At 70.0% G+C, this 25138-nt stretch carries 5 protein-coding genes; 3 read left to right on the top strand and 2 right to left on the bottom strand.

Annotation, left to right across the window (positions count from 1 at the left end):
* The first annotated feature begins 115 nt into the window (after positions 1 to 115).
* The 3 genes from ACWEPG_RS10320 to ACWEPG_RS10310 all read left to right on the top strand — a co-directional run bounded on the left by ACWEPG_RS10320 (position 116) and on the right by ACWEPG_RS10310 (position 23684).
* Positions 116 to 1381 (top strand): sensor histidine kinase, encoded by a 1266-nt coding sequence (locus ACWEPG_RS10320; protein WP_450117073.1) that lies wholly within the window; start codon positions 116 to 118, stop codon positions 1379 to 1381.
* Complete coding sequence (locus ACWEPG_RS10315) at positions 1378 to 2067, top strand: winged helix-turn-helix domain-containing protein (RefSeq protein ID WP_450117072.1); 690 nt, start codon at positions 1378 to 1380, stop codon at positions 2065 to 2067. The genes ACWEPG_RS10320 and ACWEPG_RS10315 overlap by 4 nt, the downstream gene beginning before the upstream one ends.
* 308 nt (positions 2068 to 2375) lie before the next feature.
* Entirely contained in the window at positions 2376 to 23684 is a 21309-nt protein-coding gene (locus ACWEPG_RS10310) for a non-ribosomal peptide synthase/polyketide synthase (RefSeq protein WP_452594341.1), read from the top strand.
* A 180-nt stretch (positions 23685 to 23864) separates the two neighbouring features.
* On the opposite strand, the gene ACWEPG_RS10305 is transcribed toward ACWEPG_RS10310, so the two are convergent.
* Positions 23865 to 24206: a hypothetical protein gene (locus ACWEPG_RS10305; RefSeq protein ID WP_452594340.1), complete on the bottom strand. Its 342-nt coding sequence runs from the start codon at positions 24204 to 24206 to the stop codon at positions 23865 to 23867.
* A gap of 96 nt (positions 24207 to 24302) precedes the next feature.
* Entirely contained in the window at positions 24303 to 25118 is an 816-nt protein-coding gene (locus tag ACWEPG_RS10300; protein ID WP_450115481.1) for a hypothetical protein, read from the bottom strand.
* Between the last annotated feature and the right edge of the window lie 20 nt (positions 25119 to 25138).

Below are 25138 nucleotides of genomic sequence, written 5' to 3'. Positions count from 1 at the left end.
CCCGGGTCGAACGCCAGGTGAACAGCAGGAAAACAGTGCCGTTCGGCGCCGTGACGTGCAGCGAAACGCCTGCACCCGGCGCCGATCGGTGTTTTCGCGGTCGTACGATTCACTCGTGACTGTTGTTCAGGTCGTCGTTCTGGTCGCCGCCGCCGCGGTGATCGGCTACCTGGTCGGCGGGGTGCTCGTCCCGCGACTGAAGGCGCGCTACAACCGGCGCGAAGCCGAGCAGGCCGGCCTGACGATGTCCCAGGTACTCGACCTGATCGTGCTCGCCAGCCAGAGCGGCATCGCCGTCGTCGACCGATTCCACGACGTGGTCCTGTTCAACCCGCGGGCCGAGGAACTCGGCCTGGTGCACAACCGGACCATCGAACCGCGCGCCTGGGCCGCGGCGAACAAGGTCCTCGACACCGGCGAACCCGTCGAGGTCGACCTCAGCGTCAAGAACCCCGGGCGCGGCCGCGGCCGGATCGCGGTCCGTGGACTCGCCCAGCTGCTCAGCGAGGAGGACCGCCGATTCGTCGTCCTGTTCGCCGACGACGACTCCGAGGTGGCGCGGATGGAAGCCACCCGCCGGGACTTCGTCGCCAACGTCAGCCACGAGCTCAAGACCCCGGTCGGCGCGATGGGACTGCTGGCCGAGGCCCTGCTCGAATCCGCCGACGATCCCGCGTCGGTCCGGCACTTCGGTGAGCGGGTGCTGTCCGAGTCGCGGCGGCTCGGCAACATGGTCGGCGAACTGATCGCGCTGTCCCGGCTGCAGGGCGCCGAGAAGCTGCCCGACCTCGAGCCGGTCGCGGTGGACGAGGTGATCGACGAGGCCATTCGGCGCAGCACGCTGACCGCGGAGAACGCGGGCATCACCGTCACCGCGGACAAGCCGAGCGGCCTCGAGGTGCTCGGCGACCGCACCCTGCTCGTGACCGCGCTGTCGAACCTGGTGGAGAACGCGATCGCGTACTCGCCGCAGGGGTCGGCGGTGTCGGTGAGCCGATCGCTGCGCGGCGACGACGTCGCGATCGCCGTCACGGACCGCGGGATCGGCATCGCGAAGGAGGACCAGGAGCGGGTCTTCGAGCGGTTCTTCCGCGTCGACAAGGCCCGGTCCCGCTCCACCGGCGGCACCGGGTTGGGTCTGGCGATCGCGAAACACGTCGCCGCCAACCACAACGGTTCCATCACCCTGTGGAGCAAGCCCGGGACCGGCTCCACCTTCACCCTGGTCGTGCCCGCGCACACCGAGGAAGCCGATTCACCCGACGACCAACCGGCGCCCGACGCGCTCGGGCGCCCCGCCGCAACCTCAGGCAAGTCCATTACGACCATTCACCCAGAGCGACCCGGTCAGGGCGCAACGAACATGGAGGCCAACCGGTGACGAACGTGCTGATCGTGGAAGACGAGGAGTCGCTGGCCGACCCGCTCGCGTTCCTTCTCCGCCGGGAAGGATTCGAGGCGACGGTCGTCGGTGACGGTCCGTCCGCGCTCGCCGAGTTCGACCGCGCCGGGGCCGACATCGTGCTCCTCGACCTCATGCTGCCGGGTATGAGCGGCACCGACGTGTGCAAGCAACTGCGTGCCCGCTCCGGGGTGCCGGTGATCATGGTGACCGCCCGCGACAGCGAGATCGACAAGGTGGTCGGTCTCGAACTCGGCGCGGACGACTACGTGACGAAGCCGTACTCGGCGCGAGAACTGATCGCCCGGATCCGCGCGGTGCTGCGCCGCGGCGCCGACAACGACACCGACAGCGGGATTGCCGACGGTGTGCTCGAGGCCGGGCCGGTCCGGATGGACGTCGAACGCCACACCGTTCAGGTGAACGGTGAACCGGTGACGTTGCCGCTCAAGGAGTTCGATCTGCTCGAGTACCTGCTGCGCAACTCCGGCCGGGTGCTCACCCGCGGCCAGTTGATCGATCGCGTGTGGGGCGCCGACTACGTCGGCGACACCAAGACCCTCGACGTGCACGTCAAGCGGTTGCGCTCGAAGATCGAGGCGAACCCGGCCAAGCCGGAGCACCTGGTCACCGTCCGCGGGCTGGGTTACAAGCTCGAGGGGTAGGAGGAGGGTGCCGCGTCATCGCGGTACCACCGTTTCGCAGTCGCCAGAGGGATGGCGTTATACCCTGAGTTGCCCGGTTTCGCGGCGGAATCGACAGCAAATCCCTAGCATGTGTTGGTCACGAACACCAGCGCAAAGTGGTTTCGATTCGTGAACAAGACCACGTATGCCGTTGTATTCTCGGCGCTCAAGGAATTCTCAGGATCATCGATCGCACCGTTTCGGTGGCGGCCGCTTGACCTGCGCCAACTCCGCTTCGTGAACGCGTCACAGCTCCGCGTCGGAGCGCGTCGTACGAAGGGATTTTTGTGTTCAATCCTCCGGAGTCCCTTACCGCCCGCGTCCCGGCATCCGGCTCGGTCCCCGATGGCGTCGCCGCGTCGGCTGCCGCTCCCGCAGTCGGCCGGTGCAGCGAGCCGTTCCCGCTCTCCGCCGCTCAGCGCGGCATGTGGTTCGCCCAGCACTTGGTGCCGGACGTCCCGGTCACCATCGCGCAGTACATCGAGATCGAGGGCGACTTCGACATCGACGTGCTTCGGCGCGTCGGCCCCGCCGTCGCGCGAGAGTTCGGCACCCCCCTGCTGCGGATCGTCGAGATCGACTCCGAGCCGTACCAGGTGGTCGACGACACCCTCGACGACGAGATGCCCTACCGGGACCTGAGGGGCGAGATCGATCCGCACGCCGCGGCCATGGAGTGGATGCTCCAGGACTACTCCGCCACGATGGATCTGCTCACGGAGCGGCTGATCCGGGGCGCGGTGCTGCAGCTGGGGGACCGGCACTACTACTGGTATTTCGCCATCCACCACATCGCCCTCGACGGGTTCGGTGCGGTCACGTTCATGGCCCGCATGGCCGAGGTCTACACCGCGGCGGTCCTCGGTCGGGATCCGGCGCCGTCGGTGGCCAGTGACCTGATCGCCGTCAACGAGGCCGAGGACAAGTACCGCGAGTCCACCCGGTTCCAGTCCGACCGCGAGTACTGGATGTCGCGCGCCACCGATCTGCCCGCGCCGCTGACGCTGTCCAACCGGACCGGACGACTGGAGGTGCGCTCCCGTTTGGTCGGCGGCGCACTGCCGGACCAGATCCTCACCGCACTCGACGACGCGGTCACCCGGCACAACTCCGCGGACACCGCAATCACCGTGGCCGCGATGGCCGTGTACCTCGCGGACATGACAGGCGCGACCGCCATCGTGCTGAGCCTGCCCGTCTCCGCGCGCACCACCGCGGTGCTCCGCCGCTCCGGCGGCATGGTCTCCAATGTCGTTCCGCTGCGCATCTCCGTCACCCCGGAGACCACCGTCGGCGAGCTCGTCGCCCAGGTCGGGCTGGAGATGACCGGCGCGCTGCGGCATCAGCGCTACCGGCACGAGGACATTCGCCGCGACATCGGCGACCTCGACGGCGGGCGCGGGTTCTTCGGGCCGGCGATCAACATCATGAACTTCCACACCGAGATCACCCTCGGCAGGGAAACGGGCAAGTTCCACGTGCTCTCGACCGGCCCGGTCGAGGACCTGTCGATCAACATCTACCCGAGCGTCGTCGGGCGCAGCACCCGGGTCGATTTCGAGGCGAACCCGCACTGCTACACCGAGGACGAACTCCAGGCCCATCACGGCCGGTTCCTTCGGGTCCTCGACCAGTTCGTCCATGCAGACGCCACCACCCCGGTCGCCGACATCGAACTGCTCGGAGCGGATGAGCGTGAGCGCCTCCTCGAATGGTCGCGCGGACCCCGCGTCCCCGCACCCGCGATGTCGCTGCTCGGGCGGTTCGCTGCTCGGGTTGGTGCGGTTCCGGATGCGCCGGCGGTGGTGTGTGGTGGCGAGTCGGTCACTTACTCGGAGTTGGATCGGCGGTCGTCGGAGCTGGCCGGTGAGTTGATCGAGCGTGGTGTCGGCGCTGACGATGTCGTCGGTGTGATGCTGCCGAGGTCGGTGGCGTGGGTCGTGGCGATGGTCGCGGTGTGGAAGGCGGGGGCGGCGTATGCGCCGATCGACCCGTCGTACCCGGCCGAGCGGGTGGAGTCGATTCTGATCGATACCGAGGCGCGGTGCGTGATCGGCGAGAGCGGTCATGAGCTGACGGTTCCGGTCATCGCACCCGATGCGGGTGCCGGGCGTGCGGTGACGGGCGTTGTCGACCGGTGGCGTGAGGAGCTGGCGGGTCGTCGTCTGGGTTACGTCATCTCGACGTCGGGTTCGACGGGTAAGCCGAAGCCGACGCTGGTTCCGATGGCGGGCATCGAGAACACGTTGGCCTGGTACGAGAGCGAGCTGCCCGCCGAGGGCGGCCTGCTGATCGCCTCGTCGCCGAGCTTCGACCTGACCCAGAAGAACGTGTGGGCGGCGCTGGCGGGCGGCCGGTCGATTCATCTCGCCGCCGACGGTTTCGATCCCGAGGAGATCCTGGCGATCGTCGCGGGTGGCGGTGTCCGGGTGGCGAACATGTCGCCCAGCGCCTTCGGCGCGGTCGTCGACGGCGACGCCGACGGCGTGCTCGGCGCGCTCGACGTGGTCTTCCTCGGCGGTGAGCCGATCAACGTCGGACGGTTGGCCGGACTCATGGAATCCGGTGTGCGCGTGGTCAACAGCTACGGACCCACCGAAGCGTCGGACGTGGTGTCCTGCCAGGCAGCGACAGCCGCCGATGTGGCTGGTGTGCCGATCGGGCATCCGCTGCCCAATGTCGATCTGTTCGTTCTCGATCGACGACTCGATACGGTGCCGATCGGTGTCGAGGGTGAGCTGTACATCGGCGGCGTCGGCGTCGGCCGTGGCTACGGCGGCAGGTTCGACCTGACGTCCCAGCGGTTCGTCGCCAATCCCTTCGGTGAGCCCGGCGACCGGCTGTACCGCACCGGTGACCTGGTCCGCTGGAACCGCGAAGGGGCCCTGGAGTACGTCGGCCGCACCGACTTCCAGGTGAAGCTGCGTGGCCTGCGCATCGAGCTCGGCGAGATCGACACTGTGCTGTCCGACCATGATTCCGTCGACTTCGCGGTCACCGTCGCGCATGAGCGCGGCAATTCCACGGTGCTCGTGTCCTACGTGTACCTCGGTAACGGGCACACCTTCGACGCGGGCGCCCTGACGGCGTTCGCCGGCAAGTTCCTGCCCGGCCACATGGTGCCGTCGGACATCGTGGAGCTGACCGAGATTCCGCTGACCGCCTCGGGCAAGGTGGATCGCAAGGCGCTGGTCGATCCGGGTGTTCGCGCGACCGCCTACCGGGCGCCGTCCAATCCGGTCGAGGCGATCATCGCCTCTGCCGTCGCCAAAGTTCTCGGACTGGAACAGGTCGGCGTCGACGACTCGTTCTTCGCGCTCGGTGGTGACAGCATCATCGCCATTCAGCTGGTCGCCCGCGCGAAGGCGGAGGGTGTTCGGTTCACCCCGCGAGACGTGTTCGAGCGCAAGACAGTTGCCGCGCTCGCCGAAGTCGCCACCGAGGAAGCGGAGGAGGCGACCCTTCTCGAGCTGCCCGGCGGAGGAGTCGGCTCGATGCCGCTGACTCCGCACGCCACCGAGGTGCTCGATGGGGGCGGCAACATCGATCGCTTCTACCAGGCGCTGGTGGTCACCGCGCCGGACGGCCTCGATGACGAGATTCTCGCGCGCACCGTGACCGCCGTCGTCGACCACCACGACGCGCTGCGTTCGGTGCTCGAATCGGGTGCCGGCGAACTGATCGTTCGTCCGGTGGGTTCTGTTGCGCCACAAGACGTCATCACACATGTGCAGGTCTCTGCCCAGCCGGGCAGTGACGATTTCGATGCCGCGCTCACCGCGAGCTGCGCCGCCGCCCTGGGCCGGCTCGACGCCGACGCCGGCGTGATGCTCCAGATCGTGTGGCTCGATTCCGCCGGTGCGCCCGGGCGCCTGCTCATCGTCGCGCATCACCTCGTGATCGACGGTGTCTCGTGGCGAATCCTCCTGCCGGACTTCGCCTCTGCCTGGGCGCAGGTCATCTCCGGCGCCGAGCCCACGCTCGACCCGATCGGCACCTCGTTCCGGCGATGGACGCACGGCCTCGTCGAAACTGCATCTGCTGAAACAACTCTCGACGATCTGGACAAGTGGCGCTCGATCCTCGACGGCCCGGATCCGACGATCGGCCGCCGCCGCCTCGATCCGGTACTCGACATGGGTGCGACCTCGCAGCGCGTGAGCATCGAGCTGCCGGCCCACGTCACCGACGCGCTGCTCACGACACTGCCCGCCTCCTATCGCGGTGGCGTCGCGGACGGACTGCTCGCCGCCCTCGCGCTCGCCGTCGCCGCCTGGCGTGAACGCCACGGCGTCGACGAGCGTTCGGTGCTGCTGACCCTCGAGGGTCACGGCCGCGACGAGGAACTCATCCCGGGCGCCGACCTCTCGCGCACCGTCGGCTGGTTCACCACCTCGTATCCCGCGCGCCTCGACGTGAGCGGCATCGACTTCGACGACGCTTTCGCGGGCGGGCCCTCCGCCGGTTCGGCGATCAAGGCCGTCAAGGAACAGCTGCGCGCCCTGCCCGGCAACGGCACCGGCTACGGACTGCTGCGCCACCTGCGCGCGGATACCGCCGCCGAGCTGGCCGCCGCGCCGCAGCCGCAGATCAGCTTCAACTACCTCGGCCGGATGACCACGGGCGAGGTCGGCAAGGACCTGCCCTGGGTGCCCGAGTCCGGTGCCCTCGACCTCAACGCGGGCAGCGGCGCCGGGATGCCCGCGCGCGTCGCGATCGACATCAACGCCATGGTCGAGCCCGCCGCGGGCTCCGAGACCGGCGGCAAGCTGACGGCGACCTTCGATTTCCCGTCCGGTGTGCTCGCCGTGGCCGAGGTCGCCGAGTTCGCCGACCTGTGGCGCGATGCGCTCGTCGCGCTCGCCACGCACGCGCGCCGCCCCGACGCCGGTGGTCTCACCCCCAGCGACACCCCGCTCGTGTCCGTCGGCCAGTCCACCATCGAGTCCTGGGAGGCCCGGTTCCCGGGCGTGCAGGACATCTGGTCGCTCTCGCCGCTGCAGGCGGGCCTGCTCTTTCACGCCGGCCTGACCTCGGCATCCATGGACGTGTACACCGGACAGCTGGTGCTGCAGCTGGGTGGGTCGATCGACAGCGCCCGGATGCACCGCGCCGCGCAGCGATTCCTCGAACGCCACGAGAACCTGCGTTCGGCCTTCGTGTACGATGCGGACGGTGTGCCGGCGCAGCTGGTGATGACGGGCTTGACCGCGCCGTGGCGTGAGGTGCGGGTCGCCGACGACGCCGAGCTCGCCGAGCTCGCGCTCACCGAGCGGACGACGCCGTTCGACATGACCGCGCCGCCGCTGATGCGCTGGCTGCTCGCCCGGAAGCCGGACGGCACCGCGACCCTGATGGTCACGAACCATCACATCCTTCTCGACGGCTGGTCGATGCCGCTGCACGTCAAGGATCTGCTGCTGCTGTACGCGATGGACACCCCGATCGCGGCCCCCGCCCGGGCCTACCGCAGCTACCTGAACTGGCTCGCGGCGCAGGACCGTGCGGGTGCGTTCGAGAGCTGGACGAACGCGCTGGAGGGCCTGGACGAGCCGACCCTCATCGCCCCCGAGTACGCGGGCCGCACGCTGTCCTCGATGCCCGCGGCGGTGGACGCCCCGATCACGCCGCAGCTCGCCGATTCCATCGCCGATCTGGCCCGCCATCACGGCGTGACGGTCAACACCGTCATCCAGGCAGCGTGGGGAATCATGCTGTCACGATTGCTTTCCCGTGATGATGTGGTCTTCGGTGCGACCGTCTCGGGACGTCCGGGTGAACTCGCCGGGGTCGAGGAGATGCTCGGCCTGTTCATCAACACCGTGCCGGTCCGGGTCCGGCTCGACCCGTCCGAAAGTGGCGCTGCGCTGCTCTCGCGCCTGCAGGGCGAGCAGGTGCGCCTGTTCGATCACCACCACGTCGGACTCGGTGAGCTGCAGGCCACCCTCGGTGCCGGTTCCGTGTTCGACACCCTCACCGTTTTCGAGTCCTATCCCATCGATCGCGCTGGTCTCGACGAGAACACCGACATCGCCGGGATGCGGGTGCAGGGCATCGATCTCATCGACGCCACGCACTACCCGCTGGCGCTGCTCACTCTGCTCGAGCCGGAGCTGCGCCTCACGCTGAAGTACTCGCCGGAGGTGTTCTCCGCCGCCGACGTCGAGCTCCTGGCCGCGCGGCTGGCCCGCGTCCTGGCGGTGCTGAGCACCGATCCCGGCGCCCCCGTCGAGGACCTCGACGTGCTCTCCGAGGCCGAGCGGGACGCGATCCTGGTGCGGGCGAACGACACCGGCCACGACGTCGAGGACGTCACGCTGGCGGACCTGCTCGACCGGCAGGCCACGCGGACACCGTCGGTGACCGCGCTCACCGACGGTGGTGCGGGCGCACTCGCCGACGGCGCCGCGCTCTCGCTCACCTTCGCGGAGTTCGACGCACGCGTGAACAGGCTTGCGCGACATCTGGTCTCGAACGGAGTCGGGCCCGAGTCGCTGGTGTGCGTCGCGATGCGACGGTCCCCGCAGCAGGTGATTGCCCTGCACGCGGTCGTGCGGGCGGGCGGCGCCTACGTCCCGCTCGATCCGGACCACCCGGCCGAGCGGAACCGGCACGTGCTCGACACCGCGGCGCCCGTCCTGGTGCTGACCGCCACGGAGGACGCGGACGCGCTGCCCGCGGGCGTCGACGTGGTGGCGCTCGATCGGCTCGACGTGTCCGGTTACGCCGACAGTCCGGTCACCGACGCGGACCGCACCGCACCGCTGCGCCCGCACAACACCGCGTACGTGATCTTCACCTCGGGTTCGACGGGCCGGCCGAAGGGTGTCGCCGTCTCGCACGCCGCGATCGTCAACAGGCTGCTGTGGATGCAGGACGCCTATCCGATCGACGGGCGTGACGTGGTGTTGCAGAAGACTCCGGCGACGTTCGACGTGTCGGTGTGGGAACTGTTCTGGCCGCTGATGACCGGGGCTCGGTTGGTGGTGGCGGCGCCGGAGGGGCACAAGGACCCGCATCATCTGGCTGCGCTGATTCGCGACCACGGGGTCACGACCGCGCACTTCGTGCCGTCGATGCTGGACGTGTTCCTCGAGCACGCCGACGTCGCCGCGTGCACCTCGTTGCGTCAGGTGTTCGCCAGTGGTGAGGCGTTGCCTCGCGCCAGTGTCGAGCGGTGGCATGCGAGTTCGGTTGCGGCGCTGCACAACCTGTACGGTCCCACCGAGGCCGCGGTGGACGTGACGTTCCATCGGACGGGTGCGGGTGATGTGGGTTCGGTGCCGATCGGTGCGCCGGTGTGGAACACCCGGGTGTACGTGCTCGACGCGCGGTTGCGTCCGGTGCCGGCCGGGGTGCCCGGTGAGTTGTATCTCGCCGGTGTCCAGTTGGCTCGTGGGTACGTGGGCCGTCCGGACCTGACTGCGGACCGTTTCGTTGCGGATCCGTTCGGTGCCGGTGGTCGGTTGTATCGCACGGGCGACCTGGTGCGTTGGAACGCAGGGGCGAGCGCAGCGACGGGGGATGTGACGGTCGGCGAGATCGAGTACCTGGGTCGTACCGACTTCCAGGTCAAGCTGCGTGGTCTGCGCATCGAGCTGGGGGAGATCGAGTCGGCGATGCTGCGTCACCCGGACGTGGCACAGGCGGCGGTCGTGGTGCGCGGTGGCGCCGGCGGCGAGAACCTCGTCGGCTACGTCACCGCGACCGGCGACGTGGCACCGGACCCGGCCGCCCTCGCGGCGTTCGCCGCGGCGGAACTGCCGTCGTACATGGTGCCGTCGGTGTTCGTGGTCCTGGACGCGATGCCGCTGAGTGCCAACGGCAAGCTGGACCGCCGGGCGCTGCCCGAGCCCGAGCGCGCCGCCACCGAGTACGTCGCCCCCGCGACGGCCGCCGAGGCCGCCGTCGCCCGGGTGTTCGCGGAGCTGCTCGACGTGCCGCAGGTCGGCGCCACCGACAGCTACTTCGACCTCGGTGGCAACTCGCTGACCGCCACCCGCGCGGTGGCGCGAATCAACGCCGAGCTGGACGCCGGCATCGGCGTGCGCGAGCTGTTCGAGGCGCCGACCGTGCGGGCACTGGCCGCGGCGGTGTCGGCCTCGACCGGCTCGGCGCCGGCGATCCCGGTGGCCGGTCCCCGGCCGGACCGGCTGCCGCTCTCACCCGCGCAGTCCCGGATGTGGCTGCTCAACCGCATCGACACGACTTCCGGCGCCTACAACATCGCGGCCGCGCTGCGGCTGTCCGGCACCCTCGACGTCGACGCGCTGCACGCCGCGATGGCCGACCTGATCGCGCGGCACGAGGTGCTGCGTACCGTGTACCCGGACTCCGCGGACGGCCCGCAGCAGTTGATCCTCCCGATCGACTACGCGGGTCCCGATCTCGCACCCGTCGACGTCGACCCCGCCGACCTGTACGGCGCGGTCGCCCGGCTCGTCGCCGAGGGCTTCGACGTCACCTCCGACGTGCCGCTGCGGGCGGCTGTGCTGCGGGTCGCCCCCGACGAGTACGTCCTCGTCCTCGTCGTGCACCACATCGCGGCCGACGGCTGGTCCATGCAGCCGCTCGCCCGCGACCTGATGGTGGCCTACACCGCCCGGCGTGGCGGTGTCGCGCCGGACTGGACTCCGCTCGCCGTGCAGTACGCCGACTACGTGCTGTGGAAGCTGGCCACCCTCGGCGCCGAACAGGACGCCGATTCGGTTGCAGCCCAGCAGATCACCTACTGGACCCGGGCGCTGGCAGGCATCCCGGAGCGGCTGGAGCTGCCGACGGACCGCCCCCATCCGCCGATGCCGTCGTACCGCGGCGGAACGGTGCACGCCGAGGTCGGCGAGACCACCCTCGCCGCGCTGCGCGAGCTCGCGCGGGAGACCCGGTCGACGCCGTTCATGGTGCTGCACTCCGCTCTCGCGGTGTTGCTGGCCCGGCTGAGCGCGAGCACCGACATCGCCATCGGCACCCCGGTCGGTGGCCGCGGTGCCGCGGCACTCGACGACGTCGTCGGCATGTTCGTCAACACCCTCGTGCTCCGCACGCAGGTCGAGGCAGGCATGTCCTTCCGTCAGGTGCTGGATGCGGCCCGGCAGGCGGATCTCGACGCCTTCGCGAACGCCGACGTGCCGTTCGAGCGCATCGTCGACACCGTGCCCGGTGCACGATCCACGGCCCACCATCCCCTGTTCCAGGTGATGCTCGCAGTCGAGGACGGTCCCGCACCGGGAATCGAGCTGCCGGATCTGACCGTCTCGCTGGAACCGATGGACTTCGAGGTCGCGAAGTTCGACCTCGCTGTCGCGTTCGCCCCCGACTCCGAGTCCGGTGCCCGGCTCACCTGGTCCTATGCCCGCGACCTGTTCGACGACGAGTCGGTGGAGGCGATCGCAGACCGGTTCACCCGACTGCTCGACGCCGTGCTCGCGGACCCGTCCGCCGTGGTCGGTGACGTCGACCTGTTCGCGGCCGGCGAGCGGGACGCGGTCGCGGTGCACTCCGGCGGTCCGGCCCTGCCCGCCGCCACGATCGCCGACCTCCTCGCCGCCGGCGCCACCGCCGGCGCGGGTTCGGTCGCGGTGGAGTTCGAGGGCGGACGGCTCACCTACACAGAACTCGACGAGCGCTCGAACCGGCTGGCGCGCATGCTGATCGGACGAGGCGTCGGTCCCGAGTCGACGGTGGCGCTGTCGTTCCCGCGCACCGTGGACTCGGTCGTCGCGATGTGGGCGGTGACCCGGTCCGGGGCCGCGTTCGTGCCCGTCGACCCGGGCTACCCGGTCGAGCGGATCGAGCACATGATCACCGACTCGGGGGTGGTGTTCGGTCTCACCGACCGCGCGAACCTCGACCGGCTGCCGGGCGGGGTCGAGTGGCTCGCGATCGACGGCGACGACGTCGCCGCCGCGATCGCCGCGCTGCCCGCCGCTCCCGTCACCGACGACGAGCGCACCACGCCGCTGTGCCCCGAGCACGTCGCGTACATGATCTACACCTCCGGCTCGACCGGTTTGCCGAAGGGCGTCGTCGTCACGCACACCGGCCTGTCGGCGTTCACCGCGTCCGCCCGCGCCGACATGCTCGCGGGACCGGACTCGCGGATCCTGCGGCTGGCCTCGTCCAGCTTCGACGCCTCCGTGTTCGAACAGCTGCTGACCTTCAGTGCAGGCGCAACCCTGGTGATCGCCCCGCCGGAGGTCATCGCCGGTGAGGAACTGGCCGCGTTCGTCGCGGACCGGTCCGTCACCCACGTGCTCAGCGCCCCGGCCGCTCTCGGCACCGTGGACCCGGCGCGCTGGCCGAACGTCGAGCTGGTCGCGGTCGGCGGCGAGGCGTGCCCGCCGGACCTGGTGGAGAAGTTCGCACCCGGTCGCCGCTTCCTCAACGCCTACGGTCCGACCGAGACCACCATCGTGGTCACCTTCACCGGTCACCTCGCCACCCCCGCCGACATCACCATCGGTGCCCCGATCCAGGGCGCCGAGGCGATGGTCCTCGACACCCGGCTGCGGCCGGTGCCGCTCGGGGTGACCGGTGAGCTGTACATCGCAGGCCCCGGACTGGCGCGCGGCTACCGCGGCCGCCCGGGACAGACCTCGGATCGCTTCGTGGCCAACCCCTTCGGCACTCCGGGCGACCGCATGTACCGCACCGGCGACCTCGTGCGCCGGGACCCGGCCGGCAACTACGACTACCTCGGTCGCGCCGACGCGCAGGTCAAGGTCCGCGGCCTGCGTGTCGAGCTCGGTGAGATCGAGGCGGCCTTGGCCCGCCACGACGACGTCGCCACCGCCGCCGCGTCCGTGCACCGCGACGGTGTGCGCGGCGACCAGATCGTCGGCTACGTCGTCCCCGTGGCCGGCGCCACCGTCGACGTCGCCGAGGTGCTCGCCACCGCCGCGGAGCACCTGCCGCGGGCGCTGGTCCCCACGACGGCGATGATCCTCGACTCCATCCCCACCACGCCCGCGGGCAAGGTGGACCGCGCCGCGCTGCCGGAACCGGTATACGCCCCGCGCGAGTACGTCGCGCCGCGCACGGTGACGGAAACGATGATCGCCGACATCTACGCGGAGGTGCTCGGTGCCGAGCGGGTTGGCGCCGACGACAACTTCTTCGACATCGGCGGCAACTCGCTGACCGCCACTCGCGTCGTCGCGCACGTCAACGCCGCCTTCGCGACGGCGGTCGCGGTGCGGGAGGTGTTCGACGCGCCGACCGTCGCGGCCCTGGCCCAGGTGGTCGAGTCGGCGGGGTCCTCGGACCGGCCCGCCCTGGTGGCGGGCCCACGGCCGGAACACATTCCGCTCTCGCCCGCGCAGGCCCGGATGTGGATCCTCAACCGCTACGACCCCGAGTCGGTGGCCTACAACATCCCGCTGGTGTTGCGGCTGTCGGGCGACCTCGACGTCGCCGCGCTGCAGGCCGCGGTCTCCGACCTGGTGGAGCGGCACGAGGTGTTGCGCACCGTGTACCCGGACACCGAGTCCGGTCCGTACCAGCTGATCCTGCCCGCGTCCGGGGCGAGCGCAGCGACGGGGCATGTCTTCGAGGGCGTGGTGCTGCCGGATCCGGTCGTCGTCGAGGACGAGCAGGCGCTGCGCGCCGCGATCTTCGCCGAGCTCTCCCGCGGATTCGACGTGACCACGTCGGTTCCGTTGCGTGGCAGCATCTTCCGGTGCGGCGACGACCACGTGCTTGTGCTCGTGGTGCACCACATCGCCGCCGACGGTGCCTCGGTGCCGCCGCTCGCCCGGGATCTGGTGACGTCCTACACGGCCCGCACCGCAGGCGCAGCGCCCGGCTGGTCGCCGCTACCCGTGCAGTACGCCGACTTCAGCCTCTGGCAGCACACGGTGCTCGGTGCCGACGACGATCCGGAGAGCCGGGCGTCGCAGCAGGCCGAGTACTGGCGCGAACAGTTGCGCGGGGCGCCGGAACTGCTCGAACTGCCCCAGGACCGGCCACGCCCGGACGTCGCGTCCCTGCGCGGTGACGTCGTCGAGGTCGACTGCCCGGAGGAACTGCTGGGCCGGATCGACGACCTCGCCCGCGACCGCGGCACGACCCGGTTCATGGTGCTGCACGCCGCGCTGGCGGTGCTGCTGGCGCGGCTGAGCGCGAGCACCGACATCGTGCTCGGTACCCCGATCGCGGGACGTGTCGAGCGGGATCTCGGTGATCTCGCCGGGATGTTCGTCAACACCCTCGCGCTGCGCACCGAGGTGGATCCGGGGGCGAGTTTCACGGACCTGTTGGCCGCGGTCCGGGAGACGGACCTCGCGGCCTTCGGCAACGCGGATCTTCCGTTCGAGCGGCTGATCGACGTGCTGCGGCCGGCCCGGTCGCAGGCGTACGCGCCGATCACGCAGGTCAGCCTGTCCACCGAGCACCAGGACGTCAGCAGTCTCGACCTGCCCGGCCTGCACATCGAGGTCGTCGACCTCGAGATCGTCCCGGCGAAGAACGACCTGCAGGTGACGGTCTACGAGCGGACCGGCCGGAGCGGTGCGACGGTGTCGTGGACCTATGCGACGGACCTGTTCGACCGGTCGTCGGTGACGGTGTTCGGCGAACGGTTCCTGCGGGTGCTCGAGTCCGTCGTCGCGGACCCGGCCGTGGTGGTCGGCGACATCGACCTCCTCGACGACGCCGAGCGCGAGCTCGTGGCCCCGGAGGCGATTCCGGCGCTGCCACAGGCGCTGCTGCCGGACCTGCTGACCGCCGGCCTCCGGACGTCCGCGGACGGAGTCGCCGTGGTGTTCGACGGCGGCGAGCTGACCTACCGCGAACTGGACGAGCGCTCGAACCGGTTGGCACGCCTGCTGATCGACCGCGGCGCCGCGCCCGAACATGCGGTCGCGGTGTCGCTGCCGCGGTCGGTGGGCGCGATCATCGCGCTGTGGGCGGTTGCGAAGTCGGGTGCGATCTTCGTGCCCGTCGACCCGACCTACCCGGCGGATCGGATCGCGCACATGCTGTCCGATTCCGGTGTCGCGCTGGGCCTCACGGACCTCGCCCATCGCGAGGAACTGCCCGCCGAGGTGCAGTGGCTGGCGCTGGACGACACCGAGCTCGACTCCGCGTGCGCCGCGATGTCCCCGGAGCCGGTGACCGACGCCGACCGGCGCACTCCGCTGCTGCCGGATCACGCCGCGTACATCATCTACACCTCCGGATCGACCGGCCTGCCGAAGGGCGTGGTCGTCTCGCACACCGGCCTGGCGATGTTCGGAGTGGACGCCCGCCCGGAGTTCGGGGCGACCGCGGCGTCCCGGGTCCTGCGGTTGTCGTCGTCGAGCTTCGACGCCTCGCTCTTCGAGCAGATCCTCTCGTTCAGTACGGGCGCGACCATGGTGGTGGCGCCGCCCACGGTGATCGGCGGCGACGAGCTGACCGAGCTGCTGTGCCGCGAGAAGGTCACCCACGTGATGGCGGCACCTGCCGCCCTCGGCACCGTCGACCCGGCGGTGCTGCCGGACCTGGAGTTCGTCGGCGTCGGCGGCGACGTCTGCCCGCCGCACCTCGTCGACCAGTTCGCACCCGGTCGCACGTTCCTCAACGGGTACGGGCCGACCGAGACCACCATCGTGGTCACCCTCACCGAGCCCCTGACGAGCCGGGACGAGATCACCATCGGCGTGCCCATCCAGGGTGTGCAGGCGATGGTGCTCGACGCCCGCCTCCGGCCGGTTCCGCTTGGCGTCGTGGGTGAGCTGTACCTGGCGGGGCCCGGCCTCGCCCGCGGCTACCACCGCCGCACCGGGTTCACCGCGGAACGCTTCGTGGCCAACCCGCACGGCGACGCCGGTTCGCGGATGTACCGCTCCGGTGACCTCGTGCGGCGTGACGAGCAGGGCCGCCTCGACTACGTCGGCCGCGCCGACGCCCAGGTCAAGATCAGGGGCCTGCGCGTCGAACTCGGCGAAGTCGAATCCGCTCTGACGCAACACGGGTCGGTGGCGGACGCGGTGGCGTCCGTGCACCGCCACCCGACCGCGGGCGACCAGCTCGTCGGCTACGTCGTCCCGGTCGACGGGGCCGTGATCGACACCGCGGAGGTGCTGGCCGTCGCGGCCCAGCACCTGCCCCGCAACCTGGTGCCCGCGGCGCTGGTGGTGCTCGCCGAGATTCCGACCACGCCCGCGGGCAAGGTGGACCGGCGCAGCCTCCCGGCCCCCGAGTTCTCCTCCCTCACCGCGGAATACCGCGAACCGACGACGGAGGCGGAACGTCTGGTCGCCGCGGTGTACGCCGAGGTGCTCGGCGTCGAACGCGTCGGTGCCGACGACGACTTCTTCACGCTGGGCGGCAACTCGCTGTCCGCGACGCGGGTCGTCGCCCGACTGGGCGAGGCGCGGGGAACGTCCGTGGGTGTGCGGTTGCTGTTCGACGCACCCGTCGTGCACGCGCTCGCGGCGGCGCTCGCCGCACAGGTTCCCGGCGAGGGCCGGCCCGCGCTCGTGGCGGGGCCGCGACCGGAGCGGATCCCGCTGTCGACGGCGCAGTCGCGGATGTGGTTCCTGAACCGCTTCGACACCGCCTCGGCTGCCTACAACATTCCGCTGGCACTGCGCCTGACCGGCGACCTGGACGTCGACGCGTTGCAGGCCGCGGTGCGCGAGGTGGTCCGGCGTCACGAGACGCTGCGGACGGTCTACCCCGACTCGGCGGACGGGCCGCATCAGGTGGTGCTGCCCGCCGAACAGGTCGAACTCGACCTGACCCCGGTGCCCGCGTCCGGCGACGCGGTCGCAGCCGAGGCACTCGCCGTTATCGGGACCGGATTCGACGTCACCGCAGGTGTCCCCATCCGGGGCCGGCTGCTGCGCGTAGAGGACGGTGAACACGTCCTGCTGATGGCGGTGCACCACATCGCCGCAGACGGTTTCTCCGTCGGACCGCTGGCCCGCGACGTCGTCATCGCCTACGAGTCCCACCGGCACGGCGCCGAACCGATGTGGTCGCCACTCGCGGTGCAGTACGCCGACTACACGCTGTGGCAGCGGGACCTGCTCGGTGCCGAGGACGATCCGCAGTCCCGGGCCGCGCAGGAGATCGAGTTCTGGCGCGGAGCCCTCGCCGGGCTGCCCGACGTGCACCAGCTGCCGACCGACCGACCGAGGCCGGCGGTCTGGTCGGGCCGCGGCGGCCGCGTCGAGTTCCCGATCGACGCCGACCTCGCGGCGCGGATGCGCGAGTTCGCCGCCGCACGCGGCGTGACCGCCTTCATGGTCGTGCACACGGCCCTCGCGGTCCTGCTGAGCCGTCTCGGCGGCTCGGGTGACATCGCCGTCGGAACCCCGGTCGCCGGTCGCGGCGAGCGGGCGCTCGACGACCTGATCGGCATGTTCGTGAACACCCTTGTGCTGCGGACGCAGGTGGACGCCGGGGCGACCGTCGAGGAGACACTCGCCGACGTCCGCGACTCCGACCTGGCCGCGCTCGGGCACGCCGACCTGCCGTTCGAGCGGCTCGTCGAGGTTCTCGCTCCGACCCGGTCGACGGCGTTCGCCCCGCTGTTCCAGGTGATGCTCTCGTTCGAGAACTTCGGGTCCGCGCCGGTTGAACTTCCCGGATTGACCCTCACGCCACTCGAATCCGAGATGACCGTCGCCAAGTTCGACCTGTCGGTGACCGTCTCCGAGGACGCGAGCGCCGACGGCACTCTGCCCGCGGCGATCACCTACGCCACGGACCTGTTCGACCCCGAGACGGTCGAGACCCTCGCGGCCCGGTTCGTGCAGGTCCTCGATGCGGTTGTCACGGCACCGGGAACCCCGGTCGGTGACATCGACCTGCTGAGCGAGGGTGAGCGGGGGCGGGTCCTCGATTGGTCGCGTGGTGCTCGTGTGCCCGCGCCGGAGGTGTCGCTGCTCGGGCGGTTCGCTGCTCGGGTTGGTGCGGTTCCGGATGCGCCGGCGGTGGTGTGTGGTGGCGAGTCGGTCACTTACTCGGAGTTGGATCGGCGGTCGTCGGAGCTGGCCGGTGAGTTGATCGAGCGTGGTGTCGGCGCTGACGATGTCGTCGGGGTGATGTTGCCGAGGTCGGTGGCGTGGGTCGTGGCGATGGTCGCGGTGTGGAAGGCGGGGGCGGCGTATGCGCCGATCGATCCGTCGCATCCGGCCGAGCGGGTGGAGTCGATTCTGATCGATACCGAGGCGCGGTGCGTGATCGGCGAGGTCGATCGTGAGCTGACGGTCCCGGTTGTCGCACCCGATGCGGGTGCCGGGCGTGCGGTGACGGGACTTGTCGACCGGTGGCGTGAGGAGCTGGCGGGTCGTCGTCTGGGTTACGTCATCTCGACGTCGGGTTCGACGGGTAAGCCGAAGCCGACGCTGGTTCCGATGGCGGGTATCGAGAACACGGTGGCGTGGTACGAGGGTGAGCTGCCCGCCGAGGGTGGGTTGTTGATCGCGTCGTCGCCGAGTTTCGACCTCACGCAGAAGAATGTGTGGGCGGCGTTGGCGGGTGGCCGGTCGATTCATCTCGCCTCGGACGGTTTCGATCCTGAGGAGATCCTGGCGATCGTCGCGGGTGGCGGTGTGCGGGTGGCGAACATGTCGCCGAGTGCCTTCGGTGCGGTCGTCGACGGGGACGTCGATGGCGCGCTCGCCGGGCTGGATGTGGTGTTCCTGGGTGGTGAGCCGATCAACGTCGGCGCGCTCGCGGCGTTGATGGAATCCGGTGTGCGGGTGGTCAACAGCTACGGGCCGACCGAGGCGTCGGATGTGGTGTCCTTCCAGGCGGCGACGGTTGCGGACGTGGCGGGTGTGCCGATCGGTCGTCCGGTGCCGAACCTCGACCTGTTCGTCCTCGATGGTCGGTTGAACACCGTTCCGGTTGGTGTGGAGGGTGAGCTGTACGTCGGTGGTGTCGGTGTCGGGCGTGGTTATGGTGGGCGGTTCGATCTGACGTCGGATCGTTTCGTGGCCAATCCGTTCGGTGAGTCCGGTGATCGGATGTACCGGACCGGTGATCTGGTGCGGTGGAATCGGGAGGGATCTCTCGAGTACATCGGGCGTACCGATTTCCAGGTGAAGTTGCGGGGGCTGCGGATCGAGCTCGGCGAGATCGAGTCGGCACTGCAGTCGAACCCGGACATCGACCGCGCCGTCGCGGTTGTGACCGAATCCGTCGCTGGTGGCCAGCTGGTCGCGTACGTCGTTCTCGAGCCGGGTAAGGCGCCCAGTGTCCGGGACATCAAGGCGTCCGCGGCGCGACTCCTGCCCTCGTACATGGTGCCTGCATCGATCGTCGTCCTCGACGACTTCCCTCTGAGTCCCAACGGAAAGCTCGATCGGCGCGCCCTGCCCGCACCCGACGCATTCGGCGGCGCTGTCGAATACGTCGCGCCCAGAACACCGTTCGAAACTGCGGTGGCCGACGTGTACGCCGAGTTGCTCGGTGTGGAGCGGGTCGGCGCCGACGACGACTTCTTCGCGCTCGGTGGCAACTCGCTGGTCGCGACCCGAGTGATCGCACGCGTGAATGCGGCACTGGGAGTGACGGTCGGGGTGCGCGAACTGTTCGAGGCGCCGACGGTGGCCGGGCTGGCGCTTCGCGCCGAGCTCGCGCCCCGGTCGGCGTCACTGCCCCCGCTCGTCGCGGGGGAGCGCCCGACGCGGATCCCGTTGTCCCTCGCCCAGTCTCGAATGTGGCTCCTGAACCGATTCGACACGGCGTCGGCCGCCTACAACATTCCGCTCGCGGTCCGTATGAGCGGCGACCTGGACGTCGCGGCGCTGCAGGCCGCGGTGCGGGACGTGCTGGCGCGGCACGAGTCGCTGCGGACGGTGTTCCCGGATTCGGCGGACGGCCCGCATCAGGTGGTGCTGCCGGTCGATCAGGTGGATCTCGACCTCGAACCCGTCTCCGTGGCGGCGGAGGCGGTTGCCGCCGAGGCGCTGTCGGTGGTGGGTGCCGGGTTCGACGTCACGGCGGCGATCCCGATTCGTGGCCGTCTGCTGCGCGTCGCGGCCGACGAACACGTCCTGGTCCTGTCGGTCCACCACATCTCCGCCGACGGTTTCTCGTCGCAACCGTTGGCACGGGACATCGTCGTCGCCTACGAGTCGAGGCGGAACGGACTCGCCCCGGCGTGGACGCCGCTGCAGGTGCAGTACGCCGACTTCACGCTGTGGCAGCGCGAGGTACTTGGATCGGAGGACGACCCGCAGTCGCTGGCCGCGAAGCAGATCGAATTCTGGCGCACCACCCTGCGTGGGATCCCCGACGTGATCGACCTGCCCACCGACCGGCCGCGACCGGCGGTTCGTTCCGGCCACGGCGACCGCGTGGCCTTCACGCTCGACGCGGACGTCACGACCCGGCTCCGGGACTACGCCGCGGAGCAGGGCGTGACGGTGTTCATGGTCGTGCACGCCGCGTTGGCGCTGCTGCTCAGCCGGCTCTCGGCAGGCCGGGACGTCGTGGTGGGCACGCCCGTCGCCGGACGCGGTGAGCAGGCCCTCGACGACCTCGTCGGCATGTTCGTCGGCACCCTGGTCCTGCGAACCGACGTCGATCCGGCCGGTTCCTTCCAGGACCTCCTCGCCGGCGTCCGGGATGGTGACCTGGCAGCCTTCTCGAACGCGGACCTGCCGTTCGAACGGCTGGTCGAGGTGATGGCGCCGCCGCGATCGACCTCGTTCACGCCGCTGTTCCAGGTGATGCTGGCGTTCGAGAACTTCGCCTCGGGCCCGGTGGAACTGCCGGGGCTGACGCTGACGCCGCTCGAATCCGATGCGGTCGTCGCCAAGTTCGACCTGGGGCTGTCGGTGTCGGAGACAGCCGACGCCGACGGCTCGCTCCCCGCGGCGATCACCTACGCGACCGACCTGTTCGATCGCGGCACCGCGGAGAGGGTCGCGGAGCGGTTCGTCCGGATCCTCGACTCCGTCCTCACCGCACCGCAGATGCCCGTCGGTGATGTCGAGATGCTCGGTGTCGACGAGCACGCCGCGGTGCCGTTGCGGGTGCCGGCGTTGCCGTCGGCGCTGTTGCCGGACCTGCTGACTGCCGGGGTCGACGCCGGTGACGTCGCGGTGGTGTTCGAGGGCGGTGAGCTGTCGTACGCGGAGTTGGATGCGCGGTCGAATCGGTTGGCGCGTGCGTTGATCGGTCGTGGTGCGGGTCCGGAGCGTGCGGTCGCTGTCGTCCTGCCGCGGTCGGTGGAGTCTCTCGTGGCGTTGTGGGCAGTGGCGAAGGCGGGTGCGGTGTACGTGCCCGTCGATCCGTCCTACCCGGAGGACCGGATCGCGCACATGATCGCCGATTCGGAGGTCGCGCTCGGGTTCACGGACGAGGCCGGGTTGGCCGCGATGCCCGCCGGTGTGGAGTGGCTGACCGTCGACATGGCGGATGAGGGTGATCAGTCGTCGGCGACGGTGACGGATGCGGATCGTCTGAGTCCGTTGCGTCCGGATCATGCGGCCTACGTGATCTACACGTCGGGTTCGACGGGTATGCCGAAGGGTGTCGTGGTCACCCATTCCGGGTTGTCGTCGTTCGCCGCGCAGGCGCGTCCGGAGATCGGGGTGACGGCGTCGTCCCGGGTGCTGCGGTTGTCGTCGGCGAGCTTCGACGCGTCGCTGAGCGAGATGATCCAGTCGTTCAACGCGGGCGCGACGATGGTGGTGGCGCCGCCATCGGTGATCGGCGGCGACGAGCTGACCGACCTGATGGCGCGGGAGCGGGTCACGCACGTGATGACGGCGCCTGCGGCGTTGGGCACGGTGGATGCGGCACGGTTGCCGGATCTGGAGATGGTCGGCGTCGGTGGTGACGTCTGCCCGCCCGCTTTGGTGGAGCAGTTCGCGCCGGGTCGCCGTTTCCTCAACGGCTACGGCCCGACGGAGACGACGATCATCGTCACCTTGACGCAGCCGCTGTCGGTGGGTGACCGGATCACGATCGGTCCGCCGATCCAGGGCGTGGAGGTGATGGTTCTCGACAGCCGCCTGCATCCGGTTCCGCTGGGAGTGGTGGGTGAACTGTACGTGGCGGGTCCGTCGCTGGCGCGTGGCTACCACCGGCGCAGTGCCCTGACGGCTGATCGGTTCGTCGCGAACCCGTTCGGGGACAGTGGTTCCCGGATGTACCGGACAGGTGATCTGGTGCGGCTCGATGCCGACGGCCTGTTGGACTACGTGGGTCGTGCGGATGCCCAGGTGAAGCTGCGCGGCCTGCGTGTCGAGCTGGGTGAGGTCGAGGCGGCGCTGTCGCGGCATGCGGATGTGGCGGTGGCGGCGGCGACGGTGCATCGTGCCGGGTCGGCGGGTGACCTACTCGTCGGGTACGTCGTGCCGGTCGCGGGTGCGACGGTGGATGTGGCCGAGGTGCTCGCGGAGGCGGGTCGGCATCTGCCGCGGTCGTTGGTGCCGGCCTCGGTGACGGTGCTTGATGCGATTCCGATGACACCTGCAGGCAAGATCGACCGACGTGCCCTTCCCGAGCCTGTCCTGGTGGCACGTGAGTTCCGTGCCCCCACAACGGAATCGGAGGCCCTTGTTGCAGACGTCTTCGCGGAGGTTCTCGGTGCGGAACGAGTCGGGGTCGACGACAACTTCTTCGACCTCGGCGGCAACTCGCTTTCCGCGGTCCGGGTCGCGAGCCGGCTCCGGGAGGAAACCGGACGGGACGTGCCGCTGCAGTGGATGATGACCGACCCGACGCCCGCGGCCATCGCGGACCGGATCGACGACGACGCCAGTGACGAGGACTCGGCACTGCAGGTGGTGTACCCGATTCGCGCAGCGGGTGCCGAGGCGCCCCTGTTCTGTGTCCACCCGATCGTCGGTTTGTCCTGGTGCTACACCGGTCTCGCGCAGCACCTCGGCACCGATCGGCCGGTCCTCGGTCTCCAGTCGCCGACGATCGCCGAGGACGGCCCGCTGCCGGAGTCGATCGACGAACTCGCCGAGCGGTACGTGAGCGAGATTCGGCGGATCCAGCCGCACGGTCCGTACCACCTGCTCGGGTGGTCGCTCGGTGGCGCGATCGCGCACGCGATGGCGGTGCGGTTGCAGCAGGCAGGCGAGGGTGTGTCCAGCCTCGTCATGCTGGACAGCTTCGCCGAACTTGCAGAGGCGGCGGACGGCGCACCGGCAACGGCAGGAGTGTCGACGATTGCCGAGGATCTGCTCGCCGGCCTGGGGATGGATCCCGACACAGTCGGCGATCAGTTCGACTTCGCCGGAACGGAGTCTCTCGACGGAATCGACACGAGCGCCATCGCGCAGGTGCTTCCGCTGCTCGGGGGCCCGCTGTCGGCGCTCACCGAGGAGCGCGTCGAGCGGATGCTCGCGAGCGCACGGCACAACTCCGAGCTCATGGACCGCCATCGGCCGGGGGTGTACGAGGGTGACGTGCTCTACTTCACCGCGGCACGCGACGACTCGACGGGCACCCGGGGCGCGCAGACGTGGCGTCCGTACGTTCTGGGCGAGATCGAGAACCGCGCGGTCGACAGCACACACTGGCAGATGACGTCGCCCGATGCGCTCGAGACGGTCGGTCCGGTCACACGCGAGCACCTGTCGGCGCGTCGGCAGAGCCTGGACGCCGCCGCCGTCGACGGCATGGTCCGACAGTGAGGATCCGACAGTGAGGATGTAGGTGGGTCGGTCGCCCGACCCGATCGCGTCAGTCGACCGGGTCAGGGCGCCGAGCGCGCGACGTGGCCGCCCATCCGGGCGGCCACCCGCTTTCAGAGGCGACCCGCGTGGGGACGATCCCGAAGCCGGGCCGCCGCCGGGCGGGAACCCATTCCGGACTCAGATGTACAGGTAGAGCGGGCGGATCGGGTTGGCGAGAAGGCGGAGTTCGTGCGGGACGCCGTTCGCGTCGTACTGCCTGCACTCGTGGATCTGGACGTAGTGGCCGTCGCCTCGACACTCGATCTTGCGCGTGGCGCCGTACGGGCTCAGGATGAGCGGCTTGTAGGTGTTGGCGCCGAACAATGCGCCCGGATCGAGTGGGGCGACGAAGTAGTCGGTTCGGTCGCGAACCGAGTTGAAGCCGTACGGGTCGTCGGCCGGCGCCGCCGCCGCGCCCGTCGCCGCCGACAGCGCGGTGCCCGCGACCACCGCGGCCGCGGTCAGGATTCGAGTGAGCATGAGCATCCTCCTCCGTCGGGGCGGGATGAAGCACCCTTGTGACGGATAATCGCGGACGCAGACCGACCGTTACGTTCCGGTTCGGTGCTCGACGGCTCAGTCCACGGAGGACTGGAGCGTCGATCGGGCGGCCGCCTTGGTCGCACGTGCGGCCGTGGTGGCCGGATGAACGGCGATCAGGCCCAGGCCGGCGCGCCGACGGCAGTGCTTGACCAGCTCCTCGTAGGCGGGGGCACCGAGCAGTTCCGTCAGCTCCGGGCCGTAGGACTGCCACACGGGCTTGGTCCCGACGTGGGCATCCGGCGACCCCGAGCAGTACCAGTGCAGGTCCGCGCCGCCCTCGCCCCAACCACGGCGGTCGTATTCGGTGATCGTGGTCTTGAGGACCTGCTCGCCGTCGGGACGGTCCACCCACTCCTGGGTGCGGCGAATCGGCAGCTGCCAGCACACGTCCGGCTTGACCTCCAACGGCTCGATGCCGTTGCGCATCGCCATCAGGTGGAACGCGCATCCGATGCCGCCGTCGAATCCCGGCCGGTTCAGGAAGATGCATGCACCCTTGTACCGCCGCGTCCGGACCGCGGGCTCGTCGTCGAGGTCGTCCTCCTCGACATATCCCTTCTTGCCGAGTCCCTTGTCCATGAACTGCCAGTCCGCGGGAGTGAGCATGCTCACGCAGCGGTCGAGTTTCTCGCGGTCCTCCTCGTCGGACAGGAACGCGCCGTGCGAGCAGCAGCCGTCGTCGGGGCGGCCCTCGACGGTGCCCTGGCATGCGGGGGTGCCGAACACGCACGTCCAGCGGGAAAGCAGCCAGGTCAGGTCGGCGACGATCACGTGTTCGGGGTTCGCCGGGTCGAGGAACTCGATCCATTCGCGCGGGAAGTCGAGGTCCACCTCGGGGGTGGGCGTCATCTTGAAGGAGTACGGGGCGG

The organism is Rhodococcus sp. NPDC004095 (genome assembly GCF_053604015.1).
Note: the sequence above shows the minus strand (reverse complement) of the source record. Positions and strands in the feature narration are given on the sequence as shown.